This is a genomic window from Nocardia sp. NRRL S-836, assembly GCF_001279525.1.
In the GTDB taxonomy this organism is placed as follows: domain Bacteria; phylum Actinomycetota; class Actinomycetes; order Mycobacteriales; family Pseudonocardiaceae; genus Lentzea.
On sequence record NZ_LGDY01000125.1, the window covers coordinates 1 to 19,014 of the forward strand.

Annotated in this window: 21 protein-coding genes and 1 pseudogene; 11 read left to right on the forward strand and 11 right to left on the reverse strand. The window is 70.0% G+C overall.

What is annotated here, in order from left to right:
* Nucleotides 1-132: 132 nt before the first annotated feature.
* The 4 genes from ADL03_RS33525 to ADL03_RS33540 form a co-directional block, all read right to left on the reverse strand.
* The gene (locus ADL03_RS33525; RefSeq protein WP_053737618.1) at nucleotides 133-1,797 is read right to left on the reverse strand and encodes a cytochrome bc complex cytochrome b subunit; all 1,665 of its coding nucleotides are present in this window, start codon (nucleotides 1,795-1,797) and stop codon (nucleotides 133-135) included.
* Nucleotides 1,794-2,918, reverse strand: a complete 1,125-nt coding sequence (locus tag ADL03_RS33530) for a ubiquinol-cytochrome c reductase iron-sulfur subunit (RefSeq protein WP_053737619.1) — start codon at nucleotides 2,916-2,918, stop codon at nucleotides 1,794-1,796. The genes ADL03_RS33525 and ADL03_RS33530 overlap by 4 nt, the downstream gene beginning before the upstream one ends.
* On the reverse strand, nucleotides 2,915-3,727 hold the full coding sequence (locus ADL03_RS33535; protein ID WP_053737620.1) for a c-type cytochrome: 813 nt from the start codon (nucleotides 3,725-3,727) through the stop codon (nucleotides 2,915-2,917). The genes ADL03_RS33530 and ADL03_RS33535 overlap by 4 nt, the downstream gene beginning before the upstream one ends.
* Before the next feature lie 61 nt (nucleotides 3,728-3,788).
* Nucleotides 3,789-4,397, reverse strand: a complete 609-nt coding sequence (locus ADL03_RS33540; RefSeq protein WP_053737621.1) for a heme-copper oxidase subunit III — start codon at nucleotides 4,395-4,397, stop codon at nucleotides 3,789-3,791.
* A 94-nt stretch (nucleotides 4,398-4,491) separates the two neighbouring features.
* Here ADL03_RS33540 and ADL03_RS33545 point away from each other — a divergent pair, with 94 nt between their 5' ends.
* From ADL03_RS33545 to ADL03_RS33560, 4 genes are all read left to right on the forward strand, one after another.
* A complete protein-coding gene (locus tag ADL03_RS33545) occupies nucleotides 4,492-4,881 on the forward strand; it encodes a hypothetical protein (protein ID WP_053737622.1) in 390 nt (129 codons plus the stop codon).
* A 64-nt stretch (nucleotides 4,882-4,945) separates the two neighbouring features.
* Complete coding sequence (locus ADL03_RS33550; protein WP_053737623.1) at nucleotides 4,946-5,356, forward strand: hypothetical protein; 411 nt, start codon at nucleotides 4,946-4,948, stop codon at nucleotides 5,354-5,356.
* 7 nt (nucleotides 5,357-5,363) lie between these two features.
* A complete protein-coding gene (gene trpD, locus ADL03_RS33555; RefSeq protein ID WP_053737624.1) occupies nucleotides 5,364-6,404 on the forward strand; it encodes an anthranilate phosphoribosyltransferase in 1,041 nt (346 codons plus the stop codon).
* Nucleotides 6,405-6,548: 144 nt separating this feature from the next.
* Nucleotides 6,549-7,220, forward strand: coding sequence for a 1-acyl-sn-glycerol-3-phosphate acyltransferase (locus ADL03_RS33560; protein ID WP_053737625.1), 672 nt, complete (start codon nucleotides 6,549-6,551; stop codon nucleotides 7,218-7,220).
* Between the two features lie 155 nt (nucleotides 7,221-7,375).
* Here ADL03_RS33560 and ADL03_RS33565 read toward each other — a convergent pair whose 3' ends face one another.
* Nucleotides 7,376-7,792, reverse strand: coding sequence for a cytochrome c oxidase subunit 4 (locus tag ADL03_RS33565; protein ID WP_053737626.1), 417 nt, complete (start codon nucleotides 7,790-7,792; stop codon nucleotides 7,376-7,378).
* Nucleotides 7,793-7,804: 12 nt separating this feature from the next.
* Nucleotides 7,805-8,731 carry a cytochrome c oxidase subunit II gene (coxB, locus tag ADL03_RS33570; RefSeq protein WP_231642630.1) on the reverse strand — a complete coding sequence of 309 codons (927 nt, stop codon included), beginning with the start codon at nucleotides 8,729-8,731 and terminating at the stop codon, nucleotides 7,805-7,807.
* 174 nt (nucleotides 8,732-8,905) lie between these two features.
* Between coxB and asnB the strand changes: the two genes are divergently transcribed.
* Complete coding sequence (gene asnB / locus ADL03_RS33575; protein ID WP_053737627.1) at nucleotides 8,906-10,834, forward strand: asparagine synthase (glutamine-hydrolyzing); 1,929 nt, start codon at nucleotides 8,906-8,908, stop codon at nucleotides 10,832-10,834.
* Between the two features lie 53 nt (nucleotides 10,835-10,887).
* Here asnB and ADL03_RS33580 read toward each other — a convergent pair whose 3' ends face one another.
* Both ADL03_RS33580 and ADL03_RS33585 read right to left on the reverse strand, forming a co-directional pair.
* A complete protein-coding gene (locus ADL03_RS33580; protein ID WP_053737628.1) occupies nucleotides 10,888-11,652 on the reverse strand; it encodes a class I SAM-dependent methyltransferase in 765 nt (254 codons plus the stop codon).
* 7 nt (nucleotides 11,653-11,659) lie between these two features.
* Nucleotides 11,660-12,634: a carbohydrate kinase family protein gene (locus tag ADL03_RS33585; protein WP_197288878.1), complete on the reverse strand. Its 975-nt coding sequence runs from the start codon at nucleotides 12,632-12,634 to the stop codon at nucleotides 11,660-11,662.
* Nucleotides 12,635-12,751: 117 nt separating this feature from the next.
* Between ADL03_RS33585 and ADL03_RS47620 the strand changes: the two genes are divergently transcribed.
* Entirely contained in the window at nucleotides 12,752-12,925 is a 174-nt protein-coding gene (locus ADL03_RS47620) for a hypothetical protein (protein WP_157529551.1), read from the forward strand.
* Between the two features lie 111 nt (nucleotides 12,926-13,036).
* Here the strand turns inward: ADL03_RS47620 and ADL03_RS33590 are convergent, their stop codons facing one another.
* Both ADL03_RS33590 and ADL03_RS33595 read right to left on the reverse strand, forming a co-directional pair.
* Entirely contained in the window at nucleotides 13,037-13,405 is a 369-nt protein-coding gene (locus ADL03_RS33590) for an iron-sulfur cluster assembly accessory protein (protein ID WP_053737629.1), read from the reverse strand.
* Nucleotides 13,406-13,592: 187 nt separating this feature from the next.
* Nucleotides 13,593-14,627: a glycerate kinase gene (locus ADL03_RS33595; protein WP_053737630.1), complete on the reverse strand. Its 1,035-nt coding sequence runs from the start codon at nucleotides 14,625-14,627 to the stop codon at nucleotides 13,593-13,595.
* Nucleotides 14,628-14,669: 42 nt separating this feature from the next.
* On the opposite strand from ADL03_RS33595, the gene ADL03_RS33600 reads away from it, so the two are divergent.
* The 3 genes from ADL03_RS33600 to ADL03_RS33610 are packed head-to-tail and all read left to right on the forward strand — an operon-like array spanning nucleotide 14,670 to nucleotide 16,955.
* A complete protein-coding gene (locus tag ADL03_RS33600) occupies nucleotides 14,670-15,305 on the forward strand; it encodes a DUF3043 domain-containing protein (RefSeq protein ID WP_053737631.1) in 636 nt (211 codons plus the stop codon).
* A 9-nt stretch (nucleotides 15,306-15,314) separates the two neighbouring features.
* Nucleotides 15,315-15,935: a bifunctional 2-polyprenyl-6-hydroxyphenol methylase/3-demethylubiquinol 3-O-methyltransferase UbiG gene (locus ADL03_RS33605; protein ID WP_053737632.1), complete on the forward strand. Its 621-nt coding sequence runs from the start codon at nucleotides 15,315-15,317 to the stop codon at nucleotides 15,933-15,935.
* Between the two features lie 33 nt (nucleotides 15,936-15,968).
* A complete protein-coding gene (locus ADL03_RS33610) occupies nucleotides 15,969-16,955 on the forward strand; it encodes an aldo/keto reductase family protein (RefSeq protein WP_053737633.1) in 987 nt (328 codons plus the stop codon).
* A gap of 23 nt (nucleotides 16,956-16,978) precedes the next feature.
* Here the strand turns inward: ADL03_RS33610 and ADL03_RS33615 are convergent, their stop codons facing one another.
* Nucleotides 16,979-17,179 (reverse strand): hypothetical protein, encoded by a 201-nt coding sequence (locus tag ADL03_RS33615; protein WP_053737634.1) that lies wholly within the window; start codon nucleotides 17,177-17,179, stop codon nucleotides 16,979-16,981.
* Nucleotides 17,180-17,195: 16 nt separating this feature from the next.
* Between ADL03_RS33615 and cobU the strand changes: the two genes are divergently transcribed.
* Entirely contained in the window at nucleotides 17,196-17,735 is a 540-nt protein-coding gene (cobU, locus tag ADL03_RS33620) for a bifunctional adenosylcobinamide kinase/adenosylcobinamide-phosphate guanylyltransferase (RefSeq protein ID WP_053737635.1), read from the forward strand.
* Nucleotides 17,732-18,793: pseudogene (cobT, locus tag ADL03_RS33625) on the forward strand (nicotinate-nucleotide--dimethylbenzimidazole phosphoribosyltransferase); the annotation flags it as partial. The gene cobU and the pseudogene cobT, both read left to right, overlap by 4 nt.
* Nucleotides 18,794-19,014: the final 221 nt, after the last annotated feature.

A 19,014-nucleotide genomic window follows, 5' to 3' on the forward strand; every position in this document is an offset into this window, starting at 1 on the left:
GGCCAACTTCCTCCGGCCCTGCGGTCCCCGATCACTCCGGATCTCGAAGTCCACCGCAACCCCTCAACTCAGGTGTTGCAACGACCTCTTGAACCCAAGCTGGTCACGGGGGCTTTCGCGGCTCTCAGCGGATCAGGGCTTCGGGTCGGACGGCTTGCCCGCGAGCTCGCCGGCCGTGTCCTCGGCGCTGATGCCTTCGGAGACGTGGGCCTTGCGGCGCGCGTTCTCCAGGGCCACGGTCTCCTCGACCGGGTCCGGGGACAGCGTGCTGCCGGCGACCGGGTGGCCGGCCGAGCCGAGCTTGTTCATCTTCTTCGGCACCGACGCGCCCTGGTAGGCGAGCGGGATCGGGTGGCCGTGGTCGTCCACCGGGCCCAGGGGCTGGTGGATCTCGATGAACTCGCCGTGCGGCAGGCGCTTGATGATGCCGGTCTCCACGCCGTGCTCCAGCACCTCGCGGTCGGCGCGCTGCAGGCCGATGCAGATGCGGTAGGCGATGAAGTACGCGATCGGCGGCAGGATCAGCATGCCGATGCGGCCCATCCACGTCGTCAGGTTCAACGAGATGTCGAACTTGTACGCGAAGATGTCGTTGCCGCCCATGAGCAGCAGGACCATGAAGTACGTGATCGCCATCCAGCCGAGCGCGGTGCGGACGGGCACGTCGCGCGGGCGCTGCAGCAGGTTGTGGTGGGCGTAGTCCTTGGTCATCTTGCGCTCGATCCACGGGTAGACCGCCGCGATGCCGGTCAGCAGCGGCAGGCCGAGGATGAACGGCAGGAACGGCGCCGGGATCGTGTAGTTGCCCAGGTAGAACTCCCACGCGGGCCAGATGCGGACCAGGCCGTCGGTCCAGCCCATGTACCAGTCGGGCTGCGAGCCGGCGGAGACCTGCGCGGGGTTGTACGGGCCGAAGTTCCAGATCGGGTTGATCTGGAAGACGCCGCCCATGATCGCGGTGATGCCGACGACGATGGCGAAGAAGCCACCGCCCTTCGCGGCGAACACCGGCATGATGCGGACGCCGACGACGTTGGTCTCCTTGCGGCCGACGCCGGGGAACTGGGTGTGCTTCTGGTACCAGACCAGGCCCAGGTGCGCGCCGATCAGGCCGAGGATGATCGCCGGGATGAGCAGGATGTGCGCGGTGTAGAGCATCGGGATGATGTCGGTGCCGGGGAACTCCCCGCCGAACATCAGCCAGTTCAGCCAGGTGCCGATGACCGGGAACGAGATCAGCAGCGCCGCCATGACGCGCAGGCCCGTGCCGGAGAGCAGGTCGTCGGGCAGCGAGTAGCCGAGGAAGCCCTCGATCGCGCCGAGCATGAACAGCACGATGCCGATGACCCAGTTGATCTCACGCGGCTTGCGGAACGCGCCGGTGAAGAAGATCCGGAACATGTGCACGACGATCGAGGCCATGAACAGCAGCGCCGCCCAGTGGTGCACCTGGCGGACGAACAGGCCACCGCGGGTCTCGAACGAGATGTCGAGAGTGGACGCGTACGCCCGCGACATCTCGATGCCGCGCAGGTTCTCGAACGGGCCGTTGTAGGTGACCTCGGTCATCGACGGGTCGAAGAACAACGCCAGGTACGTGCCCGACAGCAGCAGCACGATGAAGCTGTAGAGCGCGATCTCGCCGAGCAGGAACGACCAGTGCGTCGGGAAGACCTTGTTCAGCTGTTTGCGCAGGCCAGAGGCCGCGTGGAACCGTTCATCGGCCGCGTTGGCCGCCGCTCCGGCGACGCGCGCGGCCGCGTTGGCCGGCTTCGTCGGCGTGGTGATGGCACTCATGACTTACGCTCCCAGAACGCCGGACCCACAGCCTCGATGAAGTCACTGCGGGCAACCAAGTATCCCTCTTCGTCCACAGTGATCGGAAGCTGTGGCAGAGGACGGGTCGCCGGCCCGAACCGCGGCTTGGCGTACTCGAACACGTCGAACTGCGACTGGTGGCACGGGCAGAGCAGCAGACCGGTCTGCTGCTCGAACAGCGAGGTCGGGCAACCCAGGTGCGTGCAGATCTTCGAGTACGCGTACAGGTCACCGTAGTTGAAGTCTTCCTGGCCCGCACGCTTGGTGATGGCCTGGTTCGGCCGCATGCGGATGAGCATGACCGGCGCGTCGGCCCGCTTCAGGGCCGCGACCAGGGCGTGCTCGTCGTCGCGCTCGGACTCGCGGAACGGGAAGACCGTCTCGAAGCCGCCCGGCTCGACGTCCTCGGGACGCACCAGGGAGACCTCGTGGAAGTTGCCGGTGTGGCGGCGGAGGTAGACCTTCTCGCCCTTTTCGGCCTTCCAGCCGGTGTGCCACAGCGAGTTCTTGGTCTCGCTGTCGGAGTGCGGGTTCTTGATGAGCGCGCCCAGCGGGACCGCCGCCACGCCCAGGCCCAGCACGCCCGCGCCGAGACCGGCGGTGCGCTTGATCAGGCTGCGGCGGCCGATGCCGCTGCGGGAGCCGGCGTCGGCGAGCTCCGCGACCAGCGTGGCGCGGTCGACCTGCGCCGACGGGCCGTCGTGGCGCTGCTGCACCGCGAGCTCGTCGGGGAGGAACTTCTTGGTGTAGAGCAGCGCTCCGATGCCCAGGCCCACGACGGACAGGCCCAGGAACAGGCCGATCAGCGGGTTGTAGAGCAGGTGCCAGAAGTGGCCCTCGGTGTGCGGCGCCTCGTACCGCCACGGCCAGAACAGGAACACGCCGAGGAAGGCCAGCCCGGACAGGGCGGAGATCATGAACCAGATGGCGACCTGGCGCTGAGCGCGACGCTCGGCGCGGGTGCCGGCAACCGGCCACTTCTCCTCGTAGTGGACGAGCTCGACGCCGTCGAGCTTGGTGCCGAGCTTGACGAGGTCGTCCCGGCTCATCTCCGCGAGCTCTGCCTCGCTGGGCAGCTCGGTCGGCTTGTCGCCGCTCATGCCTTGGCTCCGATCCAGAGGGTCACGCCGATGAGCGCGGCGATGCCCACGATGAACGCGATCAATCCCTCGGACACGGGTCCGAACCCGCCCAGGGGGTTACCGCCGGAGTTGTTGTTCCCGTCGGTGACCGACTTGACGTACGCGATGATGTCTTTCTTCTCTTCGGGCGTGAGCTGGCGCTCGCCGAACTTCGGCATGTTCTGCGGGCCGCTCAGCATCGCCGTGTAGATCTGCTCCTCGGCGACCCCGTCGAGCTCCGGCGCGAACTTGCCGGACGACAGCGCGCCACCACGACCCGTGAAGTTGTGGCAGCTGGCGCAGTTGAGGCGGAACAGCTCGCCACCGCGCGCCGGGTTGTCGCCGCGCAGGGCCTCACCGGACTCGGCGGGCTTCTTCGGGCCCTCGCCGCCGTTGGCCGTGATGTAGGCCATCAGCGCGTTGATCTCCTCGGGGGAGAGCTTCGCGGGCTTGCGGATGGCCTGCGCCTCCTGCCGCGCCAGGGGCATGCGGCCGGAGGAAGTCTGGAAGTACACCGCGGCGTCGCCGACGCCGATCAGGCTCGGACCGCGGTCCTCGACACCCTCCAGGGACTTGCCATGGCAGCCCATGCAGGTGTTCAGGTAGATCTGCTCGCCCTGGCGGACCAGCGCGTCCTCCTGCTGCGCCTGCGCGGTCTGCGCGGTGGGCGCGAACGCGGCGAACAGCAGGCCGGCGCTGAGCAGGCCGAAGCCCAGCGCGAGCAGGCCGGCGACCCGGCGGCGCAGCTTCGTGCGGGCGCCGCGGGGGCGTTTCGTAGTGGTGGTCATGGTGTGCGGCAACCCTTGCTGTCAGTTCGGGAGCTCGTGGCTTTGCTTCGTGCCGACCCGGTCAGGGCACGATGTAGATGATGGCGAACAGGCCGATCCACACGACGTCGACGAAGTGCCAGTAGTACGACACGACGATGGCGGAGGTGGCCTGGGCCGGCGTGAACTTGCTGAGCTTCGTCCGGATCAACAGGTAGACGAACGCGATCAGACCGCCGATGACGTGCAGGCCGTGGAAGCCGGTCGTCAGGTAGAAGACGGTGCCGTAGGCCGACGACGGGATCGTGGTGCCGTGCTCGACCAGCTCGACGTACTCACCCGCCTGGCCGCCGACGAAGATCGCGCCCATGATCAGCGTCACGAGGTACCAGCGACGCAGACCGAAGACGTCACCGCGCTCCGCCGCGAACACGCCCCACTGACAGGTGAAGGACGACGCGACCAGGATGATCGTGAAGACCGCCGCGTAGGGGACGTTCAGATGGGTGGGAGGCGGGGGCCAAGGTCCCTCGTTCTGGGCCTTCGCCGTGAAGAACATGGCGAAGAGGCCAGCGAAGAACATGAGCTCGCTGGACAGCCAGACGATCGTGCCGACGCTGACCATGTTCGGGCGGTTCAGCGAGTGCACGCGCTGGCCGATTGAAGGCGCTGCCGTGGTCACGAGCAGCATTATTGCCTGCGCTATTTCCGTCCGCCCATCGGGTCCTGGGCGGATCATGGGTCGGCTGGGTCACACAGCGCGTGATCGTGGAGGAGAGCTGAGGATGGGCATGCTGGGCCGATTGCGGGACCTGCTGCGCCGGCCGGAGGTGCCGTCGCTGTCGGTGGACGACCCGGACCTCGTGGTGGTCGTCGAGGCGTTCGACGTCGTGGAGGCGGATTCGGCGGCGCTCGCGCGGTCACCGCGGTGGCGCGCGGACGAGCTCGCGGTGCTCCGTCACCACGTGCGCATCCCGCCTGACCAGGTAGAACGCGCGCGGGAGCTGCTGGAGCCGGACGGCTGGGTGCTCGTCGCCGGTGACGTGGCGAAGATCAGCCGGGTGCAGAAGCTGGACGCGCTGCACTGCGCGCAGGAGCGGTCGCGGATGGCGTCGCTGGCGCAACGGCTCGGCGGTGAAGCCCTGGGGTGGGACGCCCTGCAACCGGCCCGATAGCATCGCCGCGACCTTGGTCACTTTCTTCACGACCCAGTCGGCAGTAGCAGTGGAGGATCGAGAGATGAGCACGCAGACCACGAAGATCCTGGTGTTCAGCCACCGACCCGAGGTGCGTGAGACGATCATCACTGCCGTCGGCCGCCGTCCGGCGCCGGACCTGCCGCGGGTGGACTACGTCGAGGCGGGCACGATCGCCGACGTGCTCTACGAGGCCGACAACGGCACCGTCGACCTGCTGATCCTCGACGGCGAGGCGCAGCCGACCGGTGGCATGGGCCTGTCCCGCCAGCTCAAGGACGAGATCACCGACTGCCCGCCGATCGTCGTGGCGGTGCGCCGCAAGGACGACCGGTGGCTCGCGACCTGGTCGCAGGCCGACGCGGTGCTGGTGCACCCGCTGGACCCGCTGGCCGCCGCCGAGACCGTGGCCGAGGTGCTGCGGGGCTCGGCTGTTCCTGTCGTCAAGGGCTGAGCCCGCGATGAGCGAGCGCACCTGGCCTTCGCTGCTCAACCGCCTGCTCGACGGCGTCGACCTGACCGCCGACGACACGGCCTGGGGCATGGACCAGGTCATGTCGGGCGCGGCGACGCCCGCGCAGATCTCGGCGTTCATCGTCGCGCTGCGCGCCAAGGGCGAGACGCCGGAGGAGGTCGACGGCCTCGCGACGATGATGCTCAACCACGCCCGGCGCTTCGACGTGGGCGTGCGGGCGGCCGACATCGTGGGCACCGGCGGCGATCATTCCGGTTCGGTGAACATTTCGACGATGGCCGCGATCGTCACGGCCGCGGCGGGCGTGCCGGTGGTCAAGCACGGCAACCGGGCCGCGTCGTCGCAGTGCGGCACGGCGGACGTGCTGGAGGCGCTGGGCGTCGCGATCGACCTGCCGCCCGACGGCGTGCGGGCGACCGTGGCCGAGCTGGGCATCGGGTTCTGCTTCGCGCCGGTGTTCCACCCCGGCTTCCGGCACGCGGGCCCGGTGCGCCGCGAGATCGGCATCCCGACGTCGTTCAACCTGCTCGGGCCGCTGACGAACCCGGCTCAGCCGCAGGTCGGCCTGATCGGCTGCGCGCGGGCGGCAGCGGCGCCGCTGATCGCCGGCGTGTTCGCCCGGCGCCGCAACACGGCGCTGGTCGTGCGCGGTGACGACGGCCTCGACGAGATCACCACGACCACGACGACGTCGGCGTGGGTCGCGCAGGACGGCGAGGTGCGGGCGGCGACGATAGACCCGGCGGTGCTGGGCGTGCGGCCCGCTCGCGAGGAGGACCTCAAGGGCGGCGACGCGTCGGTCAACGCGCAGGTGGTGCGCGACCTCGTGGCCGGCAAGACCGGCTCGGTGCGCGACGCGGTGCTCGTGAACGCGGCGGGTGCCATCGCGGCGCACGGCGGGTTCTCGGCCGACCTGCACGCCGACCTGACGGCCTCGCTGAGCCGTGCGGCCGAGGCGGTCGACTCGGGCAGGGCGGCCGAGCTGCTGGGCCGTTGGGTGGAGCTCTCGACGTCCCTGAAGGGCTGAGCGACCCGGTTCGGTCACGCGGTGTTCCCGTCGCGTGACCGAACCGGCACGGCCGCACCGCGGACGTAGTCCGAGCGAGTGACGGCCTGGAGATGCGCGCCACGTGGTAACGCCGCGGCAACGACGACCTGGAATGCTGGAGGCATGGTCCTCTACCCGGTGATGAAGCATGGTGTCGCGCGCGCAGCACGGATGGTCTACCGCCCGGTGGTCGACGGTCTGGAGAACGTCCCCACCGAGGGCCCGGTCATCCTGGCGGCGAACCACCTCAGCTTCATCGACAGCGTCGTGATCCCCATGGTGGTGCCGCGGCGCGTGTCGTTCCTGGCGAAGGCCGAGTACTTCACCGGCACCGGGTTCAAGGGTGCGATGTCGCGCTGGTTCTTCTCCTCGCTGGGCCACGTGCCGGTGCACCGCGGCAAGGGCCGTGACGCCCGCGCCGCGCTCGACACGGCCGCGGAGATCCTGGCGCGCGGCGACGCGTTCGCCATCTACCCCGAGGGCACCCGGTCGCTGGACGGCATGCTGCACCGCGGCCGCACCGGTGTCGCGCGCATGGCGCTGGAGTCCGGTGCCCCGGTGGTGCCGGTGGGCATCATCGGCACGGACAAGGTCCAGCCGGTCGGCAGCAGGTTCCCCAAGATCGTCCCGGTGACCATCCGGTTCGGCGAGCCGCTCGACTTCAGCCGCTACGACGGCATGCAGGAGTCGCTGCCGGTGCTGCGCAGCGTCACCGACGAGATCATCTACCGCATCCTCGACCTGAGCGGCCAGGAGTACGTCGACGCGTACCAGAAGGCGCCGGTCGCCGCCTAGGCCGCTGACGGGCCGCTGAGGCCGTCGCACGGACCATCACGAAGGCCCTCCCCCACTTGGCTCGCGCCGGTTGGGGAGGGCCTTCGTGCGGTGCGTGGCACACAACGACCGAGGCCCCCTCCGCGAACGGAGAGGGCCTCGGCGATGTCGGACTGTCAGTCGTGGTTCGGGCCGGTGTGGTACTCGAACACCAGGCCGCCGACCGCGACCAGCACGAGCACGACCGCGATCACCAGCAGCCACACGTGCCAGAACGCCACCGCGACACCCGTGGTCGCCGCCGCGGCGGCCAGACCGATCGGCCAGTACGAGCCGGGGCTGAAGAAGCCCAGCTCACCGGCACCGTCGGAGACCTCCGCCTCGGGGTTGTCCTCAGGACGGACCTCGATGCGGCGGGCGACGAACCGGAAGTACGTGCCGACGATGAGCGCGAGGCCACCGGTCAGCGCGAGCGCGACCGTTCCGGTGGGTTCCACGGCGCCGGTGGCCTGGTGCGTCCAGAAGCCGTAGACGACGGCCATCAGGAACGAGAAGGCCATCACCAGGTCGAATACGCGAGCTTCGATCTTCATCGCGGGGCGTCCCTACTTCTGACCCGCGCCGGAGGCCTCACGGGCCGTCCGGTCGGTGTTGAACGGGGTGGTCGTGGTGGCCAGCGGCGAGCACCAGTCCTTGCAGCCCACCTTGGCGAGCGCCTCGGCCGTGGTGTACGGCTTGCCCGTCTTCTCGTTGATCTCCTTGCGGAACGAGATGTACTTGTCGAAGTCCGCCTGCTCCAGGGCGCGGACCTCGAAGTTCATCACCGCGTGGTAGGAGCCGCACAGCTCGGCGCACCGGCCGACGAACGCGCCGGGGCGCTTGATCTCGTCGATCTGGAAGACGTTGTCCTGGTTGTTCTTCTTCGGCTGCGGGAAGACGTCCCGCTTGAAGTGGAACTCCGGCACGAAGAACGAGTGGATGACGTCGGTCGACTCCAGCGTGAACTGGACGCGCTTGCCGGCGGGCAGCACCAGGATCGGGACCTCGCCCGAGGTGCCGACCGTGCTGACGACGTTGCCCGCGGACGTCTTGTGGTCCGGGTACTGGAACTCCCAGTTCCACTGGAACGCGATGACGTCGACGTTCACGTCCGGCTTGCCCGACTTGTCCGTGACGTAGTTCTGCGTCACCGCCGTGAAGTAGAACAGAACGGCCACGATCACCGTCGGCACGACGATGAGCACGATCTCCAGCGGGAGGTTGTACGCCGTCTGACGCGGCAACTCCTCCGACTTCTTGCGGTGGAAAGCCACCGACCACAGGATCAGGCCCCACACGATGACGCCGACGACGAGCGCGGCGATCACGGACCAGGTCCAGAGCTCGCGCATCTTCTCGGCCTGCGGCGTGACGGCCACCGGCCAGCCGAAGCGCAGCACCTCGTCCGTGGAGCAACCGGTGGCCCCGATACCGACCAGGCCCACCAGGCCAGCGGTTTTCGCCAGCCGGGATGCCCTGGTGCCCTCCTTCAGGCCCACTGCTCGCCCGCCTCCTCGTTCCATGCCAACGGATCAAGCGGGAGCGTAGCCCAGCGGGGCGGGGCTCACCCCTCGGGGGCACCGCCGCTGCGGTGCAGTTTCGGTCACACAGAGCCGCTTCGGCATACTGAGGACTTCCCCGTCGGATTTCTGAGAGGTGCGAGAGCCTTGTGCGGCCTGGCAGGACTTGTTTGCCCTAGCGAGAACGAGGCCGAGAGCGCCCGCCCGGCTGTGGAGGCCGCGCTGCGCTGCATGCGGCACCGGGGTCCGGACGAGAGCGGCACCCGGCGGGTCGACGAGGTCGTCTTCGGCTTCAACCGCCTCGCCATCATCGACATCGAGCACTCCCACCAGCCGCTGACGTGGGGTCCGCCGGAGTCGCCGAGCCGGTACACGATCAACTTCAACGGCGAGATCTACAACTACCTGGAGCTGCGCGCCGAGCTCACCGAGAAGTTCGGCGCCGTGTTCCACACCGACGGTGACACCGAGACGATCGTCGCCGCCCACCACTACTACGGTGCCGCGGCGATCTCGAAGCTGCGCGGCATGTTCGCGTTCATCATCTGGGACGCCGAGCGCAAGGTGCTGTTCGGCGGCCGCGACCCGTTCGGCATCAAGCCGCTGTACTGGGCGCAGGGCGCGCTGGGGATCGCGTTCTCCAGCGAGAAGAAGATCCTGCTGGAGATCGCCCGCACGCTCGGCGTCAACCCGCAGATGAACGTCAAGGGCCTGCAGCAGTACCTGACGCTGCAGTACGTGCCGGAGCCCGACTCGCTGCACGAGCAGATCCACCGCGTGGAGTCCGGCCACTCGTTCACGGTGGTGCCGGGTGAGGCGCCGCGGTTCGAGCGCTACTTCCCGGCGGAGTTCCGGGTGCGCACGGTCCGCACCGAGGCCGAGGCGGAGGCGCTGTACGACGAGATCACCGCCGCGCTGCGCGACTCGGTCGCCAAGCACATGCGCGCGGACGTGACGGTCGGCTCGTTCCTGTCCGGCGGCATCGACTCGACGGTGGTCGCGGCGCTGGCCAAGGAGCACAACCCGGACCTGATCACGTTCACCACCGGTTTCGAGCGCCAGGGCTTCTCCGAGGTCGACGTGGCGGCGGAGTCGGCGGCGCTGATCGGCGTGAAGCACGTCGTGCGCACGGTCAGCCCGCAGGAGATGATGGACTCGCTGCCGCTGATCACCTGGTACCTCGACGACCCGGTGGCCGACCCGGCGCTGGTGCCGCTGTGGTTCATCGCCCGCGAGGCGCGCGAGCACGTCAAGGTCGTGCTGTCCGGTGAGGGCGCGGACGAGCTGTTCGGCGGGTACACGATCTACCGCGAGCCGTTGTCGCTGGCGGCGTTCGAGAAGGTGCCGGGCGCGCTGCGCAAGGCGATGGGCAAGGTCTCCACGAAGATCCCGCAGGGCGTGCGCGGCAAGGACCTGCTGCGCCGCGGCGCGCTGACGCTGGAGGAGCGCTACTACGGCAACGCGCGCATCTTCCTCGACCCGCAGCTGCGGGAGGTCCTGCGCACGTACGACCCGAACACCTCGCACATGGACGTCACGGCGCAGCCGTACCGCGAGTCGCAGCACTGGGACCCGGTCACGCGCATGCAGCACGTCGACCTGTTCACGTGGCTGCGGGGCGACATCCTGGTCAAGGCCGACAAGATGACCATGGCGAACTCGCTGGAGCTGCGCGTCCCGTTCCTCGACCCCGAGGTCTTCAAGATCGCCTCACAGATCCCGAGCGAGCTGAAGATCACGAAGGACACGACGAAGTTCGCGTTGCGCAAGGCGATCCGCGACATCGTGCCGGCGCACGTGCTGAACCGCCGCAAGCTCGGCTTCCCGGTGCCGATCCGGCACTGGCTCAAGGACGAGATGCACGACTGGGCCGTCGAGCACGTGCGCGCGTCGCAGACCGACCAGTACATCGACAAGCAGGCGGTGCTGCGGCTCATCGAGGAGCACCGGTCGGGCGTGTTCGACCACAGCCGCCGCATCTGGGCGCTGCTGGTGTTCATGATCTGGCACGGCATCTTCGTCGAGGGCCGCATCAAGCCGGTGGTGCCGGAGCCGCACTACCCGGTCAAGCTCTGACGTCCTGACGGGAAAGGGCCCCTCCGCGGTGGGGCCCTTTCGCACGTTCGAGGCTACTTGCGGCCCTGTGCGCTGCACATCGCGTAGGAGCTGACGACGACCTCGGGGGTCTCCATCAGCTCCAGGTAGCGGCCGAACTCGTCGTCGGAGAGCGGGAGCTTGGCGCGCACCTGGCGCGCGGTCGCGGCGAGGAGCCGGCAGCCGGGTGAGCCGCCCTCCCACTCCCGCACCTCGCGCGCGCCGCTGATGTCGTGCAGGCCGGTGTCGAGCAACGCGCGTTCGATGCGCGCTCCCCACGACAGCTCCGCGCCCGCCTGGTCGAGCAGCGTCAGCAGGGCGTTCTTCACCCGCATGATCAGCTTCGCGTCGTCGGGAGCGGCGGCGAGCACCTCCAGCGGCAGGCAGTCGAACTCGTCGAGCACGAGCCAGCCGCCGGGGCGCAACGCGTCGCGCAGCTTGCGCAGGACGGTCTCGCGGGCGGGGAGGTGGAAGAGCACGCCACGGGCGTGGACCAGGTCGAACGCGTTGCCCGGCAAGACGCCGGACACGACGTCGTGCTCCAGCACGGTGATGTTGTCGCGTTCCTCCAGCCTCGTGACGTCGAGGTCGGTGACCGTGACGTGGCCGGAGGGTGCGACGACGTCGGCGAGCCAGTTGGCCACCGATCCGCCACCGCCCCCGACCTCGAGGCAACGCCATCCGTCTGTGATGCCGAGCCGCTCGACGCGGGCGAAGGTGCCCGCGTCGAGCAGAGAGCTCAGCGCGTCCAACTGCGGGTCGAGCGACTCACCGGTGTCGCCGAACAGGTACGTCCCCATTGTCCGATCATGGCAGGACGGGGGCGATCTCCTCAGCAGCTTCGTCGCCGAATGCACCGCGGATGCGGGTCAGGGCGGACTCGCGGTCGAGCTCCCACTCCTGCGTGCCGACGGTTTCGAGCACCTCGACGGCGATCAGCGAACCGAGCTGGGCCGCGCGCTCCAGGCCCAGGCCCGCCGACGTGGCGGCCAGGAACCCGGCGCGGAAGCCGTCGCCGACACCGGTCGGGTCGGTCTTCGCGACCTCGGGGACGGCGGGCACGTGCACCGAGAGGCCGTCGCGGTCGATGATCTCGACGCCCTTGGCGCCGAGCGTGGTGATCCGGCGCCCGACCCGGCCCAGCACGTCGGCCTCGGTCCAGCCGGTCTTCTGCAGCAGCAGCTCCCACTCGTAGTCGTTGCTGAACAGGTACTCGGCGCCCTCGACGAACGTGCGCGCCTGCTCGCCGTCCATGCGGGCCAGCTGCTGCGAGGGGTCGACGGCGAACCGGTAGCCGCGCTGACGGCACTCCTCGGCGTGGCGGAGCATCGCGGCGGGGTCGTCCGGGCTGATCACGACGAGCTCGAGGTCGTCGACGCGGTCCGCGATGGGCGCCAGCTCGATGTTGCGCGCCTCGGCCATCGCACCGGCGTAGAAGGAGGCGATCTGGCACATGTCGTCGTCCGTGGTGCAGACGAACCGCGCGGTGTGCGCGACCTCGGAGACGTACACGCCGGAGGTGTCGACGCCGTGCCGCTCCAGCCACGAGCGGTAGTCGGCGAAGTCCTGGCCGACGGCGCCCACGAGCACCGGCCGCACGCCCAGCACGCCGAGCCCGAACGCGATGTTCGCGCCGATGCCACCGCGGCGTACGACGAGGTCGTCGACCAGGAAGCTCAGCGACACGCGATCGAGACGCTCCGCCACCAGCTGGTCCGCGAAACGCCCCGGAAAGTGCATGAGATGGTCGGTCGCGATGCTGCCGCACACGGCTACCGGCACCAGTCGGCCCTCACTTTCTTGTTGCTCAACGTGATAGCTCACCCGGACGAGTGCAGCTCTGAAGACTACCGTTTGGTAGGGCTACCGCAGGTCAGACGCTGGACATACGGTCGAGCGGTGACGATCCCCGAGGCGACCACGATGAGTGAGCTGATCGACGACTGCGCTCAGCTCCCCTTCGCTCTGACCCACCCCGAGCACCCCCTGCCCGCACCGCGGGCGGCCGCGACGTGGCAGATCGACGACCGCACCACGAGCCAGGTCGAGGGCCTGGCCGAGTACGGCGTCTGAGCTCCCGCTCACCGTTCGCCCCCGGTCTTCGGTCCACACAGCGTCTTCGGTCCACACAGCGCGAGGCCGCGTTCCCGTCGGTGCGGGAACGCGGCCTCGCGCGTGTTCGTCTTAGTGGAACGAGTCGCCGCAGGCGCAGGACCCGCCGGCGTTCGGGTTGTCGATCGTGAAGCCCTGCTTCTCGATCGTGTCCACGAAGTCGATGACAGCACCCTCGACGTACGGGGCGCTCATGCGGTCGACGGCGACCTTCATGCCGTTGAAGTCCACCATCGCGTCACCGTCGAGCGTGCGCTCGTCGAAGAACAGCTGGTACTTCAGACCCGCACAACCACCGGGCTGGACGGCGATGCGCAGGTGCATGTCGTCGCGGCCCTCCTGGTCGAGCAGGGCCTTGGCCTTGACGGCGGCCGCATCGGTCAGCGTCACGCCGTGGGTCGGCGCCTCGGAGGTCGAAGCGGCATCCTGAGCGGTCGTCATGGCTCTCCTAAGAGGTCCTTTGCGGGCGGTTCGCCCCTCAACAACACGGGCGTTCCCCGCTTTGTTCCGCCTTCCATGGTCCCACAACACGGCCCCATGTCGAACGTCATGTGGGCCACCCCCGATCACCAGCCGATACGTCAGCCCGACGGTGCCCTCAGGCCGGTGCGCCGCGCCGACGACGGCGTCAGCGCGACCACTGCCGAGCTACGTGCCGCGCCGTTGCAATGAGACTTTTGCGGGCGTCCGCAATCGACTTTTGCACGGAGCCGACGTGCTCGGAGACGGAGTAGGCGTCCTGGACGCCGGCGGCGGCCATCTCGCGGCGGCCGACGCTGACCTGGCCGGCGAGGGCGATGCAGGGGATGGCACGGTCGGCGGCGGCCGCGGCGACGGCGGTGACGAGCTTGCCGCGCAGGGACTGCCAGTCGAAGCTGCCCTCGCCGGTGACGACGAGGTCGGCGTCGTCGAGGGCGGCGTCGAGGCCGGTGAGCTCGCGGACGAGACCGGCGCCGGAGCTCATGGTGGCACCGAGGGAGAGCAGCGCGGCGCCGAGGCCGCCGGCCGCTCCGGCACCCGGCATGTCGGAGACCGGTTTCAGGGCGTCCATCGCGGCGAGCGTGGCTTCGAGGCGTTCGACGGCGTCCGGGGAGGCGCCCTTCTGCGGGCCGAACGTCCGGGCGGCGCCGTGCGGGCCGAGCAACGGGTTCTCGACGTCGGACGCGGCCACCAGCGACGTACCGGTCAGGTCGACGCCGGCGTCGGTCAGCGCGGCGAGCAGGCCCGCGCCGCCGTCGGTGGTGCCGGACCCGCCGAGACCGACCACGATGACATCGTTGTCAACCGCAGCTGCCGCGATCAGCTCGCCGACACCTCGCGTGGTGGCGGTCTCGCACGACTCGGGTCGCAGCTCCGCGGGGATGAGGTGCAGGCCGCAGGCCTCGGCGGACTCGATGTAGGCGGTGCGCCTGCCGCCGGCGGTGTGCTGGAGCCAGCGGGCTTCGACCGGTGTGCCCAGCGGGCCGGTGACGGTGAGGTGGTGGACGTCTCCGTCGAGGGCGGCGTACAGGACGTCGACGAAGCCGGGGCCGCCGTCGGCGAGAGGGCGTTGCACGACGACGTCGTCGGGTTCAGCCTCGTGCCAGCCGGTGGCGATGGCGTCGGCGGCCTCGCGGGCGGTCAGGGTGCCGCCGAAGCAGTCCGGGGCGATGAGTACGCGCACCTCGCGAAAGGTACAGAAGAACCGCTGCCCTACCCTGGTGTTGTGAGGTTCCTGCGCCGCAACTCCGCCGACACCACCGCCGAAGCTCCCCAGCCGGGAGCTCAGCTCGCCGAGCCGCTCGACAAGGCGCACAGCTCGGGCAAGGGCAGGCCGACGCCGAAGCGCAGGGAAGCGCAGGCCCGGCGCAGCGGTCCCGTCCCGCCGCCGCCGCGCACGCAGCGCGAGGCGTTCAAGCGCATGCGCGGCAACAAGGTGAACAAGGAAGAGCGCCGTGCCGCGGCCGCCGACCGCCGTGCGCGCATGATGGCGGGCGACGAGAAGTACCTGCCGGTGCGCGACCGCGGTCCGGTGAAGGCGTACATCCGCGACCTGGTCGACTCGCGGCGCAACCTCATGGGCCTGTTCATGCCGCTCGCGATCCTGGTGTTCGTGGCGCTGCTGACGCCGTCGCTCGCGGTTCAGCGGTACGCGACGCTGGCGACGACGTTCATGCTGATCGCGATGATCATCGAGGGCTTCATCCTCGGCCGGATCGTCACGAAGCGGGTGCGGGCGAAGTTCCCGACCGAGCCGATCAAGGGCCTCTCGATCGGCTGGTACGCGTTCATCCGCGCGAGCCAGCTGCGCAAGCTGCGCATCCCCAAGCCGCGCGTGGGTCCCGGCGAGGCCGTCAAGTAACGCCGCCGGGTGGGCAAGCTCCAGCTGCCGGAGCGACTGCGGTGGGACCACAACGCGTGGTACCGCCGCTGGTTGCTCCGGCAGCTGCCGTCAGGGGCCGGTTCCGCGCTGGACGTCGGCTGCGGGCTCGGTGACCTCGCGCGGTCGATCAGGGCGACGAGTGTCACCGCGATCGACGCCAGCGCGCGCATGGTCGAACGCGCCCGCGCGACGAGCACCGAGGTGCGGTGGGTCCACGGCGACGTCTTCACGCACGAGCTCGGCCTGTTCGACGTCGTCACCGCCGAGGCGAGCTTGCACCACTTACCGTTGTTAGAGGGTCTAACACGGCTGGCCGAGCTCACGAAGCCGGGTGGCCGGCTGGTCGTCGTCGGGCTGTACTCGCGGGCGTCGTTCGCCGACCTGGCGACGGAGGTCGTGGCACTGCCCGCGAACGCGCTCGTCGGGCTGGCGAAGTGGGTGACCGGGCAGCGCACGGGGTCGCACGACCCGGAGATGCCGGTCGTGTGGACCGCTCCGACGCTGGCCGAGGTCCGTGCGGCGGCGAGCGGGATCACGCCCGGTGCGCGCGTGCGCAGGCGTCTGTTCTGGCGGTACTCGCTGGTCTGGGACGCGCCCGAAGTTCATTAGCAAGCCGAAGGAACGCGGTCTAAGCTCCGATGTATGAAGTTCCGACGTCTTGGCCGCAGCGGCCTGAGCATCAGTGAGATCACGTACGGCAACTGGCTCACGCACGGCTCGCAGATCGAAGAGGACCAGGCGCACGCGTGTGTGAAGGCCGCGCTCGACGCCGGCGTGACGACCTTCGACACCGCCGACGTCTACGCCAACACCGCGGCGGAGTCGGTGCTCGGCCGTGCGCTCAAGGGCCAGCGGCGTGAGTCGATCGAGCTGCTGACGAAGGTGTACTGGCCGACGGGTCCCGGCGGTCCCAACGACCGCGGCCTGGGCCGCAAGCACATCATGGAGTCGGCCAACGCCTCGCTCAAGCGGCTGCAGACCGACTACGTCGACCTGTACCAGGCGCACCGCTACGACCCCACCGTGCCGCTGGAAGAGACGATGCTGGCGTTCGCCGACCTCGTCCGGCAGGGCAAGGTCCTCTACGTCGGTGTCTCCGAGTGGACCGCCGAGCAGATCACCCGCGGTGCCGCGCTGGCCCGTGAGCTGCAGGTCCCGTTCGTGTCGCACCAGCCGCAGTACTCGATGCTGTGGCGGGTCATCGAGCCGCAGGTCGTGCCGGTGTGCGAGCGCGAGGGCCTGAGCCAGATCGTCTTCTCCCCCATCGCGCAGGGCGTGCTCACCGGCAAGTACCTGCCGGGTGCCGACGCGCCGGAGGGCTCGCGCCTGGCCGACGAGCGCGGCGCGCAGATGATCGCCCGCTGGATGCGCGACGACGTGCTGACCGCGGTGCAGCAGCTCAAGCCGATCGCCGAAGAGGCCGGCGTCACGATGGCGCAGCTCGCCATCGCGTGGGTGCTGCGCAACCCGAACGTCGCGTCCGCGATCATCGGCGCCTCGCGTCCGGAACAGGTGCACGAGAACGTCAAGGCCATCGACGTCGAGCTCGGCGACGACGTGCTCAAGAAGATCGACACCGTCCTCGAGGGCGTCGTCACCGACGACCCGAGGCTGACCGCCGCGGGCTGAGCCCGGCGAGCTACCGGGCCGTTTTACTGGGCCGGGTGCAGGCTCATCGGGCCGTACACCTCGGACTCCGCGCGCAGGAGCGTGACCTGGTCGACCCCGGCGTCGAGCAGGTCACGCCACGCGGCGCCGAACCACTCCTCCGCCTCGGTCTGGTCGGCGAACACCACGTCCGGACCGGCCACGTCGCGACCTTGGGCATCCTGGTAGCGCCAGCGGAACTCCATGGACGAAGGCTAACCCTTGACCACCAGGACACTCGTGCTCGGCGGAGCACGTTCGGGCAAGTCCGCACATGCGGAAGGCCTGCTCACGGACGCGACCGTGACATATGTCGCAACGGCGCGCCGGTACCCCGGCGACCCGGACTGGGACGCGCGGATCGCGAAGCACGTCGCACGCCGCCCGGCCACGTGGCACACCGTCGAGGCGACCGCGGCCGGTGACCTGTCGGCGTTGCTCACGGCGACGTCGTACGACGACCCGCCGATCCTGGTCGACGACCTGTCGACGTGGCTGGCCGGGGCGCTGGACGACGCCGGCGCGTGGGAGGGCGGCAGCCTCGGCGCGGTCGAACGCGACGTCGACGAGCTCGTCTGCTCCGTGGCCCGCTGCCGGGCGCGGCTGGTGCTCGTGACCGCGGAGGTCGGCCTCGGCGTCATTCCGTCGACCCGCTCTGGCAGGCTCTTCCGAGACCACCTCGGTGCGCTCAACGCGCGCGTCGCCGAGGTGTGCGACGAGGTGCAGCTGCTCGTCGCCGGCATCCCCCTGAAACTGCGCTGAGGAGTGACCAGGTGAGCACCGAGTTCCCGCCGGTTGACCCGCCGGACGAGGCTGTTCTGCGTGAAGCCGAGGCCAGGCACGCGGTGCTGACCAAGCCGGTCGGCTCGCTGGGCCGCCTCGAAGAGCTCGGCACGTGGGTCGCCGCGTGCCAGGGCGTCGTGCCGCCCAAGCCGTTCGTGCGGCCGCGGGTCGTGGTGTTCGCGGGTGACCACGGCATCACCGCGCAGGGCGTGTCGGCGTACCCGAGCGAGGTGACCGGGCAGATGGTCGCCAACTTCCTGACCGGTGGCGCGGCGGTGAACGTGCTCGCGCAGGTCGCGGGCGCCACCGTGCGCGTGGTCGACATGGCCGTCGACGCGGACACGCCCGCCGCGGTCAGCGCGCACAAGGTGCGGCGCTCGTCCGGGTCGATCGACCGCGAGGACGCGCTCACCCGCGAGGAGTGCGAGCGGGCGATCGCCGCGGGTCGCGCGGTCGCCGACGAGGAGGTCGACTCCGGGGCCGACGTGCTCGTCGCGGGCGACATGGGCATCGGCAACACGACGCCGGCGGCGGTGCTGATCGCGGCGCTGACCGGGTCGGAGCCGGTCAGCGTCGTCGGACGCGGCACCGGCATCGACGACCAGGCGTGGATGCGCAAGACGGCGGCGATCCGTGACGCGCTGCGCCGGGCGCGGCTGGTGATCAGCGACCCGGTCGCGTTGCTGGCCACCGCGGGTGGCGCCGACCTGGCCGCGATGGCCGGGTTCCTGGCGCAGGCGGCGGTCCGGCGCACACCGGTGGTGCTCGACGGCGTCGTCGTCGGTGCGGCCGCGGTGCTGGCCGAGGAGCTGGCGCCGGGTGCGCGCGAGTGGTGGGTGGCCGGGCACGAGTCGGCCGAGCCCGCGCACGCGATCGCGCTCGGGCACCTGAACCTGAAGCCGCTGCTGGAGTTCGGCATGCGGCTCGGCGAGGGGTCCGGTGCGGTGGCGGCGCTGCCGTTGCTGAGCGCGGCGGTGAAGGTGCTCGCGGAGATGGCGACGTTCGAGAGCGCCGGGGTCACGGGCCGCGAGGAGCAGCGCGAGCTGCAGCAGCAGCTGGACGGGACCGACCAGGACGAGGCCGCGCGCGGCGGGGCCGAGCGGAACGGGCCTGGCCAAGACGGGGCCACGCGCGACGGCGCCGACCAGAGCGGGGCCGCGCGTGACGCGGCCGACCGGAACGGACCTGCTCAGACCGGGGCCACGCGCGACGCGGCCGACCAGACCGGGGCCGCCCGCGGCGAAGCCGAGCGGAACAG